This window comes from Paenibacillus sp. J45TS6 (genome assembly GCF_018403285.1).
GTDB lineage: Bacteria > Bacillota > Bacilli > Paenibacillales > Paenibacillaceae > Paenibacillus.
Genome location: NZ_BOSJ01000005.1, coordinates 141160 through 154778 on the forward strand (window position 1 = coordinate 141160; position 13619 = coordinate 154778).

12 protein-coding genes are annotated in these 13619 nt (G+C 40.3%); 11 read left to right on the top strand and 1 reads right to left on the bottom strand.

The annotated features are described in order from the left end of the window. Positions 1 to 20: 20 nt before the first annotated feature. Together KJS58_RS09875 and KJS58_RS25435 are read left to right on the top strand one after the other, a co-directional pair. The gene (locus tag KJS58_RS09875) at positions 21 to 827 is read left to right on the top strand and encodes a polysaccharide deacetylase family protein (RefSeq protein ID WP_213532368.1); all 807 of its coding nucleotides are present in this window, start codon (positions 21 to 23) and stop codon (positions 825 to 827) included. Between the two features lie 259 nt (positions 828 to 1086). Continuing rightward, positions 1087 to 1515 (top strand): hypothetical protein, encoded by a 429-nt coding sequence (locus KJS58_RS25435; RefSeq protein ID WP_249717117.1) that lies wholly within the window; start codon positions 1087 to 1089, stop codon positions 1513 to 1515. A gap of 97 nt (positions 1516 to 1612) precedes the next feature. On the opposite strand, the gene KJS58_RS09885 is transcribed toward KJS58_RS25435, so the two are convergent. After that, entirely contained in the window at positions 1613 to 1930 is a 318-nt protein-coding gene (locus tag KJS58_RS09885; RefSeq protein ID WP_213532369.1) for a MazG nucleotide pyrophosphohydrolase domain-containing protein, read from the bottom strand. 85 nt (positions 1931 to 2015) lie between these two features. On the opposite strand from KJS58_RS09885, the gene KJS58_RS09890 reads away from it, so the two are divergent. The 9 genes from KJS58_RS09890 to KJS58_RS09930 all read left to right on the top strand — a co-directional run bounded on the left by KJS58_RS09890 (position 2016) and on the right by KJS58_RS09930 (position 13579). Continuing rightward, positions 2016 to 2597: an LOG family protein gene (locus tag KJS58_RS09890; protein WP_213532370.1), complete on the top strand. Its 582-nt coding sequence runs from the start codon at positions 2016 to 2018 to the stop codon at positions 2595 to 2597. A 432-nt stretch (positions 2598 to 3029) separates the two neighbouring features. Next, the gene (locus KJS58_RS09895; protein ID WP_213532371.1) at positions 3030 to 4466 is read left to right on the top strand and encodes a stalk domain-containing protein; all 1437 of its coding nucleotides are present in this window, start codon (positions 3030 to 3032) and stop codon (positions 4464 to 4466) included. Positions 4467 to 4518: 52 nt separating this feature from the next. Further along, complete coding sequence (locus tag KJS58_RS09900; RefSeq protein WP_213532372.1) at positions 4519 to 4935, top strand: hypothetical protein; 417 nt, start codon at positions 4519 to 4521, stop codon at positions 4933 to 4935. A gap of 13 nt (positions 4936 to 4948) precedes the next feature. Then, on the top strand, positions 4949 to 5257 hold the full coding sequence (locus tag KJS58_RS09905; RefSeq protein ID WP_213532373.1) for a hypothetical protein: 309 nt from the start codon (positions 4949 to 4951) through the stop codon (positions 5255 to 5257). Positions 5258 to 5300: 43 nt separating this feature from the next. Then, entirely contained in the window at positions 5301 to 5726 is a 426-nt protein-coding gene (locus KJS58_RS09910; RefSeq protein WP_213532374.1) for a hypothetical protein, read from the top strand. A gap of 253 nt (positions 5727 to 5979) precedes the next feature. Further along, the gene (locus KJS58_RS09915; protein WP_249717126.1) at positions 5980 to 6471 is read left to right on the top strand and encodes a helix-turn-helix domain-containing protein; all 492 of its coding nucleotides are present in this window, start codon (positions 5980 to 5982) and stop codon (positions 6469 to 6471) included. Between the two features lie 9 nt (positions 6472 to 6480). Next, entirely contained in the window at positions 6481 to 7461 is a 981-nt protein-coding gene (locus KJS58_RS09920; protein WP_213532375.1) for a linear amide C-N hydrolase, read from the top strand. Positions 7462 to 7765: 304 nt separating this feature from the next. Beyond that, entirely contained in the window at positions 7766 to 11413 is a 3648-nt protein-coding gene (locus tag KJS58_RS09925; RefSeq protein ID WP_213532376.1) for a glycosyl hydrolase 115 family protein, read from the top strand. Between the two features lie 102 nt (positions 11414 to 11515). Then, positions 11516 to 13579, top strand: a complete 2064-nt coding sequence (locus tag KJS58_RS09930) for a beta-galactosidase (protein ID WP_213532377.1) — start codon at positions 11516 to 11518, stop codon at positions 13577 to 13579. The last annotated feature ends 40 nt before the right edge of the window (positions 13580 to 13619 follow it).

Consider the following 13619-nt stretch of genomic DNA (forward strand, 5'->3'; position numbering starts at 1 on the left):
GAAAAGGAGCTGTATTTTGTATGCCAAAGATTCTTAGCTGTTATCCGGAAGGTAAACTGAAAGCACTCACGATGAGCTATGACGATGGTGTCTTATCTGACAAGAGACTTGCATCCATCTTTAACGAGAATGGAATCAAGGGAACCTTTCATATCAACTCGGGGATGTTTGGAGATACGAGGTATCGAGCCAGGCTGACGGAAGAAGAGTCCCTTGAAGTATATCAAGGTCATGAAATATCCGTACATACAGTTACCCATCCTTCAATTGCTCGCTGTCCTAAGGAGCAGGTCCTTTATGAAATCATGGACGATCGAAAGAATCTGGAGCGGCTATTTGGGTATCCCGTTAGAGGAATGTCTTATCCTAATGGTTCGTACAGCCAGGAGATCATCGAAATGCTTCCTATTTTCGGAATCGAATATGCAAGGGTTGTACAGACAACGGGCGGATACCAGCTTCCAGAAAACTTTTTGGAGTGGAAAGCCACCTGTCACCACAATCAGAATCTGATGCAGCATGCAGAAACGTTTGTATCACTGCCTCGAAAGAATATTAACCTGATGTATGTATGGGGTCATAGTTACGAATTTGATGATAAAGACAATTGGGATGTTATAGAACAGTTTTGCGAGTATATTGGTGGGCGAGACGATATTTGGTACGCCACGAATATTGAGATTGTTGATTATGTAAAGGCATACAAGAATCTAAGGTTTTCAGCAGATCAACATTTGGTCTTTAACCCTTCTGCTCAGAGTGTATGGGTGCTGCTCGATGAACAGCCTGTTGAAATTCCTGGGGGACGCACACTAACGTTATTCTAATCTGTATAAATTCGTTCACTAAAATTAATTGAATAATCGAGAAACGATAGTGTAATTAGGAATAAAACAAAGCTACCTACATCCTGGGTAGCTTTTTACGTTAAGTTTAACATCATAAGTCTAAATAGGACCTAAACTGAAAGTTATTATAGTTATAGTATACCAAGCCTTAAGGAGTTCGTATTTTGTAATTATTAATTTTATTTTTCCTGAGAACGAACCGTACCGTTTTGTCCTGGATGGATACTCGGTCGCGGAAATGGATGGCAGCAGGATTTCTTTTAAGCCTTCTGAACTAACGAAACCTGAAACATATAAAATTCTGAATGATACAGTTGAGCTTGTCGGGACTTCGCTCGAGAAATCGCAAATCGACGATAGTTCGTATGAAGTGGCCGTCTCATTATATGGCGAAATGGAAAATGAGATAGGTTTTGAACAATGGAAAGCACATGATTCTACAAGACAGTCTTATGATATTAGTATGAGGGGATCATACGCATTAATAAATACTCTAGCTGATAGTTGGAGAAATGGATTCATTGGCTTGGGGGATCGCAACATGCAACAACCTTTTGAATTCCAGATTTTGGGGTTAGATCAAATTCCAGAGGAGATTACCTTGGTTAGGGAAGTCGTGAATAAACGATACAGTGATGATCTTGATTGGTCCGTATTAATTGAATGATATAAAGAGAGCAAGGTCATAAAATGAATACTAGTGGTGAAATAAATTAGGGTCACCTCTTGCTTAAGAAGCAGGGGGTGACCCTATTTTATACTTTCTATTCTGAGTATCGCTTAGAAAGCTTATTTTTATGAGATAGAAAAATATCTTCAAGAGAAATATTATATTTATTTGCTATAACAGTGAGATTGCCTAGAACATCGCCTAATTCCTCTGTTAACTCTTGTTTCTTATCCAGATAGGAACCGGATATTTCATCGGGACGATCTCTGCCGATTTCCAAATCTCTTATTGCGCGAGCCACCTCACCCGTTTCTTCTGCTAAAAACCCAATTCGAATGAAAATATCTAACTCAGACCATCCTCTTTGTTCATAGTATAGCTGAACCCACTTTTGAAATTCTCTTATATCCATATGTATTCATCCTTTCTATTACTCTATTTAGTTTAACATATAACAATTTGTTTGATACAATATATGGTATGAGGGGGAGAGTTAAATGAGAAAAATAGCTGTATTTTGTGGATCGAGCGATGGAACAAGTGTTGAGTATAAGGAGGGGGCTAAGAGATTAGGACAAGAATTAGCGAGACGTAATATTGGCCTTGTATATGGTGGAGCTAGTGTTGGGGTCATGGGAGCCGTAGCGGATGCAGTCTTAGAAAACGGGGGTCATGTTACTGGTATTATGCCTAGATTTCTAGAAGAAAGAGAGATATCACACAAAAGTTTAACAGAACTCATTGTAGTGGAATCCATGCATGAAAGAAAAGCGAAAATGGCTGAACTAGCAGATGGATTTATCATGTTACCAGGGGGTCCGGGCACTTTAGAAGAGTTCTTTGAAATTTTCACGTGGGCACAATTAGGACTACATCAAAAACCCTTTGGTTTTCTCAATGTAAATCGATATTATGATCCGCTCTTAACGCTATTTGATCATATGGTGAAAGAGGGCTTTCTACAGGATAAATACCGAGGAATGGCGATATCTACGGAGGATATAGGTGAACTTCTTCAACTATTCCATACTTACGAACCTCCTGCAATCAAAACATATATTACAGAGCAACAGACCTAAGTTAGGCAACTATGAATTCAAAATAATTTATGGGGAGATGTCATTGTACCCTTTATATATTTATAATTAATCTTTAATCAAAGAACATAAGCTTTATTCATAAAACACATAAACTTCATATTAGGGCATTCTCCAGATGGGGATTGAGGTTTTCATCTCATCCGTAACCCATCATAGTGGGATGCTCTTTTTTTATTAGTTGAATCAATTTCATAGTACCTATAGTTACAAATTTATCGGTTTAATGAGTTATGAAATTGATCCAGTTGTATATTATTTGAAACATTCTCTTATTCTGGTCCGTTAACTTTTATAGAGAAGTTGCTGAGCATGTATATATGCAGTTACGTTATCCAAAGTACTGGTGGTTAGTTATTGGTTTATTAGGTTTTGGCTGACAGGTAACTTAAAGTTATAGGAAGGGGAATGGGTATGATGAGACGTAGATCTTTTAAAACAGCAATATTGAGCGGACTGATAGCGGTGGTTACTTTGTTAATGCCCGCGAACCTCTATGCTTCAGATCTATCAGGTAACAACGAGAAGATATTGTCTGATGTCGTAGCCATCTCTGGAGGAGAGAGGGCAGTTTATGCGATCAAAAAAGATGGTACGGTCTGGGCATGGGGTGGTTTTCGAGATAGCGGGTTACTCGGAAACGGATACACGGTTCCATCTACGTCTCCTGTTCAGATGAAGATCGACAACGCGAAAGATATTGCAAGCGGATCTAGACTTACACTGATCTTGAAAAAGGATGGCACAGTCTGGGCAACGGGATCAAATGAAGATGGACAGCTTGGTATTGGGATTACATCTTATGACAAAGCATTAGAACCTGTACAGATAAAAGAGTTAGTAAATGTGAAGGCGATTGCGGCTGAAAGTAATCAGAGCCTGGCACTACTTGAGGACGGTACAGTGTGGCAATGGGGAAAGACAGATCGAGTAAATCCCCCTTCTAATAAACCTGTTAAGGTTGAAGGGCTTTTTTCTGGTTTGGATATTTCGGCTGGTAATGGATCGGCGATGATGCTGGATGATCGAGGGAAAGTACATGTATGGGGGACGAGGCTGTTCGACACGAACCCAGACAAATTAAGAAATCCAACAGAAATAAGTGGAACAAAGGAATATACGGCAATTGCTACATCTCGGCAGAGAGGAGCTGCTATACAAACAGATGGAACCGTATGGACATGGAACAACTCAAAACAGTTTCCTACTCCGGGGGAACTGCTGATTCCGGTAAAAGTCCAGAGGACAGAAAATGCGCGTCAGATTGTCGGCGGTAGCAGTTCTTCTTTTAGCATCATTAAAAAAGACGGTACAGTATGGACATGGGACAGTTACTGGGATGGGCCTTCTTACAAAGCTTTACAAGTTAAGGGAATCAATGATGCAGTGGATCTGGCAAGCAGCCAGTTTAGTGGTCATTACGCACTTCTCGAAAACGGGACAGTTATGAAATGGACCATGGAACTTGGAGAGTCATCTGAACCGAAACCTGTTAATGCTCCTATAAAAGTGGTCATGAAAGGAGAAACACTAAGTTTAGTCATTCCACCGATCATTATCAACAATGTTAGCTATGTACCGCTACGAGGAGTATTCGAACCGCTAGGCGCTACTATTGAATGGAACCAAGGTAACTTCACAGGTGTGGTGAAAAAAGATGATATTACGATTGAGATTAATACTTCTTCTGAAGGAATGAAACTGAACGGAAAGACTTTAACGGGCGAGTTGAAACCCATAAGTGTGAATTACGTGACAATGGTTCCTCTTCGCTTCCTTTCAGAAACGTTAGGAGCCGAGGTCAAGTGGCAGTCAGATAAGAATACCATTTATATTAATCTACCAAAGTGAAGATCAGAAACAAGACGAGAATAAACTTTCTACAAGGAGATGAAAAAAGATAATGTATCTGATCGCACAAAAAAATGTTGGAATTGTTAATCAGCTCATTGATATTTACAGACAATCAGAAGTCTTGTTTTCACCAGAGCAAAGTTCTACTCTTCAACAGAAGATAAATATTACAACCATAAAATCGAAGCTCGAACAAGTTCTTTCGAATTGTGATCTTCAAGATTTGAAAACTATTTATGCGGTAGCTTCCATTGGAATTCATGAAAGAGGGGAAAGACATCATTTTTATAATAACACGATAGAAATTATTGAGATCGAAATTAAAGAGAATGAGGAAGAGCTGCTAAATAAGCATAGTAGGTATATCGCGCTGCTTACGTATGAAGAGTTAATAGAATACTTTCTATCGGTAGTAACCCTAGCTCCCGGATTAATAGAAGGAAAGAAAATCCTAAAACTGACTTGAGGTGTTTACTGTTATGATGATTGCAATTATGATACATGAGGATCCATTTTACTATAATGTAATCGATGAGGTTGGTACTAATTTAGAGAAATTACAGCAAGAGTTTGATAGCTGGATGAGTATGATCGAAGGAAATCACCCATTTAGAATATATACAGAATTTGTGGAAAGAGATGGAGAGATATCATTTGCTGATTATGTAAATGTCTATGGTCCAGATGACTTTATTGGCTGGCTTAATGTTGACAAATATAGTGATAAAGTTGCGATTAGGGTCAAAAATACAGATGATATCGTGCCAGAAGCAACAATACGTTTTTAATAGGTGTTGATTATTTCAATTTTTTAGAGGAGCTTAGCCAACAATGAGTATACATAAAGTAGATAAACGAAAAGCACGGAGAATAAAACGCAGGGCTGCTGCAAAGTTACGAAATAGTAGTCTTGTTAACGAACTGAACGACAATGAAGTCGGGAGGATCTTTGGGGAAGCTTTATTTTCTTTTCTAAATGAACATCGACACAAGCCGCGTTTCGAACTGTGTACGATTAGCAGAGACCAAGGTGTAACTTGGACAGAGGAGAATATAAATGTAGCTATCACCGACCCGAATTTGTCCATTTTAAAGGTGGGGGATTGGATTAAAAATAGAGAAGATGAAAGCATATCTGTTGTTGTAGCTAATGAAGGCGAGAATAAAATACATGGTGCCTTTCAGGATGAGCCTGATTCCCCTCTGTATCTCCCGGAAGGTCATTTATACAGGAACGTAATAATTAGTAGCTTCTAAAATCTAGGATAAAGAGAATAAGAAATAAAGCTAACTTGGGATTTAAGTTCACTCGATTGAGCCAATATATGAACTCAGAGATGCTAACTCAATAAATAAAATAATGTAACAGTAGTCGAGTATCCGGCTACTGTTTTTTTTCATACGCTCTTATAATATTTTATTTACCATCCACTTTATTTAAATGCTAAATATTGACATAAATTACGTCATCGTATATATTATTGACATAATTTATGTCAAGGAGGCTCCTTTGAAAAATTTATTTACTAAAACCGTTTTGGAATATTTAGTGATGATTAACGATCAATCCTATTCTGGCATTGGCCGCGAACTAAACATTACACCACAGCAATTCTCGGATTGGATCAAAAAAAGAAGACCAATTCCACAGGAAAGAGTCCGACTTCTCAGCAATTATTTTGGGGTGGAAGAAACAATACTTATAGATCATCAGTATTTCGTAAAGCCGCTTACACCCATCGCTAGAATCGAGCTGCACAAGTTATTGCTGGATCGGAAGCTTACAGAGCTTAAGACAGAAGAAGTAAGCGAAGAAGACATCAGGCCTTACTTGGAGAAAAAGAAGCAACTCGAACAAGAGTACAGGGATCAACTTCGCCTTACTAGAATGGCAGCCATATTGGAAAAAGGTGATGAAAGAGCAGGAAATATATTCGATATGGTTATTGAGGAATTAGAGTCAGGAAGTATGGATGAGTTGTTTAATAAACTTAGGAAGTAAGGTGAGCTTATGAGTACCGCTGTCTTTGTAAACCAAGATGAAGTGAAATTGCTCGGCAAAAACCAGGATGTTCCTTATGATGGAGCTTTCTTTTTCACAAATAAGAGAGGGGTTCACAAAACGGCTATGATCATGCCGCCAGATCGTCCGATGCAGTGGGTCTCCAAGTACGGCAGCGTGACGGTTTCACAAGTAAGCAAAGAATTTCCAAACGGTGGTATGAATGAAGCGGGTCTTGTGGTGGAACAGACAACACTCTGGAAATCAAGTTATCCTGAACCAAAAGATCTCCCTGTCATCGGTGAGTTGCAATGGATTCAATTGATGCTTGATACCTGTGCAACCGTTGAAGAAGCAAAGAATAAAGCGACATGTATTCAGATCGTAAATCCGCTGTCTCGTCTCCACTATATGATCTGTGATAGAACGGGAAAATGCGCAATATTCGAATCTATATATGGAGAGTTATCTATATATTTTGAAGAAAGTCTCCCTGTAAAAGTGATGGCTAATACTCCATATTTAGAAGCCTTTAAGAAGTTTAAAGATCCAGAGCAAAAGCGGGAAAAGGAACGGAGCGATTACGAATTAAATTCAATGAAACGATTTACTCGTGCGGCAGAATTACTGGAAAATTCAAGAGCGAATGTCTCATTTGTTTATGACGTACTTCAGTCTATTAAAAGAGAGGATACAGCTTTCAGCTTAGTTTACGACATAGATCAATTGAAAATCTATTTTACATCCAATAGATTTCCTGGCCGAAAAGAAATCTGTTTTCAACAGATTAACTTTGCAACCACGGAAATAATGATAAACTTACAGCAGAATAATGAGATCAGTCATGTCATCTATAACACCGACTTAAACCGTACGATAGTAGAATCTTTTTTTCATGATCCCGTTTTGAGTGCAGCGTTTAAATGGGAAATCAACGAAGAAATGATTACATACATGGCGGGTTATCCTGAGTCTTTTAAGTTGATATAATGTCACCCCCATACCATGTGTATCTCTAGAGGATCCGTGCCGAGCGCGGATTTTTTTGTTGGTAGAGGTACAAATTTTAAAAGTTTAATAATCATTAGACATCACGTGGCTCTTGTCATGAACTACATGTTCAATTGAAAATAGCGGATGCGTTTGAAACAAATCTGCACTCATCGCTCAGCCTCCGTTCTATGTAGCAATATAATATAACAAATCCTTAATATGGCAAAATACTAAAAGATAATTACTTGGTATTCAGGTATAGTTTAGCTACCAACGATGGAATAGGAGGAGGGGCATAATCTTGAAGTCAAACCAAGGGATGATCAATCCATTTGAATTATTGAAAAGAAATCAATCCGTAATGGTTTATGTTTCTGATACGGAAAATAGTGCAGTGCATCTTGCTGTAAAAAATGTAACCCGAGATATAGACAGGGTTTGCGGCTGTAAAGCCGTCATTACGAAAGAAATAGAACAGGGCAGTATCGTGATTGGTACTCTTGTAAATAATCAGTCCTTGCTAGCTCATCTACTAGAAAAAGGGGTTTCACTTGATAAGCTGAAGCAGGAAGATGGTTCATATCACTGGGAAGCTTTTCTTCAAGAAGTAGTTAACGGCGTATTCTATATCATAGGAACGGATAGGCGAGGTACCGTTTTTGGAATCTATGATCTATGTGAGGCGATCGGTGTATCCCCATGGTATTACTTTGCAGATGTTCCCGTAAAAACAAAAGATGTATTCCATCTGCCACTTGATTTTTCAAAAGCGGATTGGCCTTCTGTGAAGTACAGGGGAATCTTCTTAAATGATGAGGAAGAGCTGGATGAATGGGCTAAGCTTCATACTCCGGATGGTACGATCGGTCCAGCTACCTACCAACCTATTTTTGAACTGCTACTCCGTTTAAAAGCAAATTTTATCTGGCCAGCCATGCATGTAAATTATTTTAATGAAAATCCCGAAAATGCAGCACTCGCGGATCGAATGGGGATTGTGGTAGGGACATCACATTGCGATATGCTGCTTCGCAGTAATCAGAACGAATGGGAACCTTGGCTTGAGGCAAAAGGCTATACGGACGCTGTATACGATTATTCTATCGAGGGACAAAATCGTGAGATTCTGGAAGAGTACTGGCGGGAAAGCGTCGAAAATAACAAAAATTATGAAGTGTGTTATACCGTTGGCATGCGCGGAATCCATGATTCTGGTTTTCATACTCAGGCAATCGATGAAGATCTATCAATGAATGAGGATGAGAAGACAGAAGCAAGAGTTTCTTTGCTAGGGGAAGTCATACAAAATCAAAGGGAAATCATTAAAGACGTCATTGGTCAGGAAAGGGAACAACATTCGTTACAAACCTTTATTCCTTACAAAGAAGTATTGAATCTTTATGATCACGGACTTGAGTTACCTGATAACGTGACCCTAATATGGGCAAATGATAACTTTGGTCATGTACGCAGGTATCCGAATGAAACGGAGCGCAAACGACTGGGCGGAAACGGGTTATATTACCATAATTCGTACTGGGCTGCTCCAGGAACCGCAATGAGCTATCTGTTTATTAATTCAATTCCTTTGGCTCACACGGGGAACGAGCTGAAAAAGTCATATGAGTCTGGAATACGGAAACTATGGATTCTAAATGTAGGGGGACTGAAGCCTCTTGAACAGGATATGGAGTTTTTCTTGCGATATGGCTGGGAGGCAGGCAAAGATAAAGCATTAACGAAAAATGCATTACAGTTTACTGAACACTGGATTAACGCTAATTTTTCCGGAAATCTCGGTGCGGAAGCAGCCGAATTATATGAGATTTTTGCACAGGTAACGAATGTACGAAAAATTGAACATATGAAATCTAATGTCTTTTCACAAACCGTACTTGGTGATGAAGCAGGCCGTAGATTAATGAAGCTTGAGAATATCTTTAGACGGGGAAACAACATTCTATATCGTCTTCCTCAGGGGGAGCGAGACGCATTTTTTCAATTATTTCTTATGAAAATCCACGCTTCCTATTATACCAATCATGAATTCTATTATGCGGATCGGAGTGTCCTTTCGTATGATCGTGGAAACATGCAGGCGGCAGATCACTATGTCGACCTTTCCAAAAAAATGATGGATTACAAGCGAAGCATGCTTCATTTTTATAACAAAAAAATGAGCGATGGTAAATGGGAGGGCATTCTCACTCCCGAGAGCTTTCCTCCTCCGCCTACAGCCATGTATCCTGCGAGAAAACCTGCATTACAAATATCGGGAAGCGGCATGAGCATCCATCTATGGAATGAAGAGGATGTGCTGCATTTCTCTATCTATGGACGAAGACAAAAATGGCTTGAGATAGGTAATTTAGGAGAAGGAAAGATTTCTTATCGAATCGAGGTAACCGAAGGGGCCGACTTTATTTCAATTTCCGAAAAAGAAGGATCAATTCAAACGGAGAAGAGGATCTTGGTGTCGGTGAGTGATCCCGTGAAGCATGCGGGCAAGACTGGACTCATTACCGTCCAAAATCTTAAGGAGGGAACTGTTCATTCGGTACGTGTTCTAATAGAAGAACATGTAGAAGTTCCGCAAGGGTTCAGCGGATATATAGAAGCGGATGGTTATATTGCTATTCCCGCAGCTTCATACCATCATCATAGTTGTGAGACTGATACCGAGCTAAAGTGCGGCTGGGTGACCATGCCGGGGATCGGAAGATATGAAGGCGCAGCGGTGATGGCTTGGAACTCAAGCTTACAACCACTTGATGGAGAGGTGAAGAAACATCCATTTTTAGGATACGAAATCTTAATAAAAGAGAGCGGACAATTTACACTGGAGATACATCGCTTTCTCACATTAAACTCTACGGGAAGAATTCGGTTTGGAATTGGAATAGATGATGCCGAGCCTATTATAGTTGAATCAGAAACCCGTGATGAATGGATGGGGAACTGGAAGGAATCCGTCTTTAATAATGGGGAAAAAATGGTGATTAAACTCCCTTACTTGTCTGCAGGTAAGCATGTTTTAAAACTGTATATGGTTGATCATTATGTAACAATCAGCAAGATGATACTCTATACAGACGTGCCGAATATCGTATCCAATGTAGGTCCGATTACCAGTTGGCATAATCACATACCGGTTTCTGAACAAGGATCCGAAGGTCCTGACGTAGAGTGGAATGAAGTTGAGCGCTTATGTAATGAGTTGTATAAGACAAAAGAGAGTGAAGTACCGCTCCCGAATGTACTATGTGCTACAAGAGATTTTTACAAAACGGTTCACAATGTTTTCTTGAAAGGTGTAAATATACCGCAGACATCACTTGGTAAGAAGCGCTATGCTAATCATGTTCATCCAGATGCTAGAAAAGATATAATTAAAGAATTTGGTGCAGGGAAATTTCTAGAAACAAATGGCGTTGTTGCGATCGAGGCGGAGTATGTGTTGGAAAATTCGGAAAATGCTTATCTCACGTCAAGTGTGGACGGGACTGCTCTTTCTTGGAGTCACTTACAGGCCGAAACCAATGGCAGAACAGGGCTTGCCATGCATGTTTCTAAACCTGGCATCCTATGGGAAGATCCAAACCTTGCGCCGGCTATGCATTATCAAATGAGGATTCATACTCCTGGAACATATCATATTTGGCTGCTTCTTCGACATTATAATAACCAATCGGATTCTTGTTATTTGTCGCTGGATGGCGTTGTGAGACCCTTATCTGAGCAGTTAGGTCAAGGAAAGCTTCATACTTATAACACGGCTCAATTATACTACTGGTGTTACATCTCTGATTTGGAACTGACGATGGGGGACCATTTATTTTCAATCCTTGCGAGAAAGTCCGAACTCAGGATTGACCGTATCTATATGTCGATGGGTGAAGAACTGCCTCCTGCAGATCTCATGTGGAAAGACTCAATAAGAAAAGATTAATAGTCAAATCAATAAATTTTAGATATGGTAATCTATGTATTGCAAAGAACAGATGAAAAACAGAGATTAGCATCACGACTTCTAGCGAGGGAGAAATGTAGCATGACCAAAACTTTATCGTTAAAACGCTTTCACTTAGGTGCTTGTTATTATCCAGAACAATGGGACAAATCACTTTGGTCAGACGACCTGAGAAGAATGAAAGAGATGGGCTTTAGTATCATTCGAATTGGCGAATTTGCTTGGTCCATCTTTGAACCAGAGGAAGGTAAGTTTGAATTTACAATGTTTGACGATTTTCTAGAACAGGCAGCTATAAGCGGTATAGAAGTAATTATGGGAACCCCTACCGCAACACCGCCCGCATGGCTTACTCATAAGTATCCTGAGGTGCTGAACGTATCGATGGAAGGGGTTACATATCAACATGGACAGAGAAGACACTATAACTACAGCAGTCCGGTGTATTTAGAGCTTTGTGAACGAATTACTAGAAAGATGGCACAACACTATAAAGATCACCCGGCCATTATAGGCTGGCAGATCGATAACGAGTTCAACTGCGAGATTAATGTTTTCTATTCGGAAGCAGATCATCTTGCATTTCGTCAGTGGCTGCAGAAAAAATATGATACGCTAGAGCAGCTCAACTCCGTATGGGGTACTGTATTTTGGAACCAGACGTATACCAGTTGGGACCAGGTGTATCTTACTCGACCGACGGTATCTGGATCACCGAATCCGCATCAAGCTTTGGATGAAAAACGGTTTATTTCCGATAATACGATCTCATTTGCAAAACTGCAGGCAGATATTCTCCGAACAGAAGCACCTAATCATTGGGTGACAACAAACGGTGTGTTTGGACATTTGGACAGCCACCTTATGACGGATGACCTGCTTGATTTCTTTTCTTATGATTCCTATCCTCAGTTCAGTACCATTTATCCAGACCTTGGAGATAAGCCATTACTGGACCGTAAGTGGAGCTTGTCTTTAAGCAACGTCAGATCCATGTCACCGAACTTTTGCGTGATGGAGCAACAATCTGGACCTGGGGGATGGGTGAACAAAATGGAGATGCCATCTCCATTACCGGGACAAATGCGATTATGGACTTACCAAAGCATCGCTCATGGAGCGGACATGATTTTGTATTTCCGCTGGAGAACGGCAACGTTCGGTACGGAAATTTACTGGCATGGGATCAATGATTATCACAATCAGCCGAATCGCCGGGTAGCGGAAGCAAGTCATATTGGACAAGAGCTGCAAAAGGTTGGAGAACGAATTGTAGGTAAACAACATGTGGCAGAAGTCGCTTTAGTTCGTGATTATGATAATGAGTGGGATGGGGAGCTGGATCAGTGGCATGGTCCTTTGACCAAGCAGAGTGAGCTTAGTTGGTATAAAGCACTACAATACGGACATATTCCCGCTGATATATTTATGATCCGCCCAGGTATGGAGTCAGAGCAACAATCGGAGTTGTCAAAATACAAAGTACTGATCTACCCACATCCAGCAATTCTACGGGACAGCACAGCTGCGATGTTACAGAAATATGTAGAGGGTGGCGGGATTGTTATATTCGGCTGCCGAACAGGGTATAAGAATGAATTCGGACACTGCCGCATGCAGCCGCTTCCAGGCCCAGCAGCCGAAATGTGTGGCATACATGTTGAGGATTTCACTATGGTAAATGGAACCGCATCACCCGTATCAGTGAAGTTTACAGATCAAGATATTGATTTTACAGCTCCAAGCTTCAACGATATCTTACGTGTTCAATCCGATACGGTAGAGGTATTAGCACACTATTCATCAAGCTATTATGATGGGAAACCGGCTTTGACCGTCAATCGTATAGGTAAGGGACTTGTCTACTATTGGGGTGCAGCGTTTGATTTAGCATTAGCAAGTGAACTTCTAGGGCGATTGCCTGTGAAATCTCCATTAGCTGGATGGTGCCAAGCTCCCTCTACTGTAGAAGTTGCTGTTCGTGCAGATGGAGAGGAAGAATTGGTATTCCTTCTCAATTACAGTGGAGAACCGGCTGAGATTATACTGAGCGCTGAGGCGGAGGAACTACTCTCTGGTTCCAAGCTGACGGGTGCCTTGCAAATGGAACCGTATGGAGTTTGGATACTAAAAAAAGAGAAGTGAAAGCTACAGTGTTCGTTTATTTCTCAAATGGGTGCGTAAA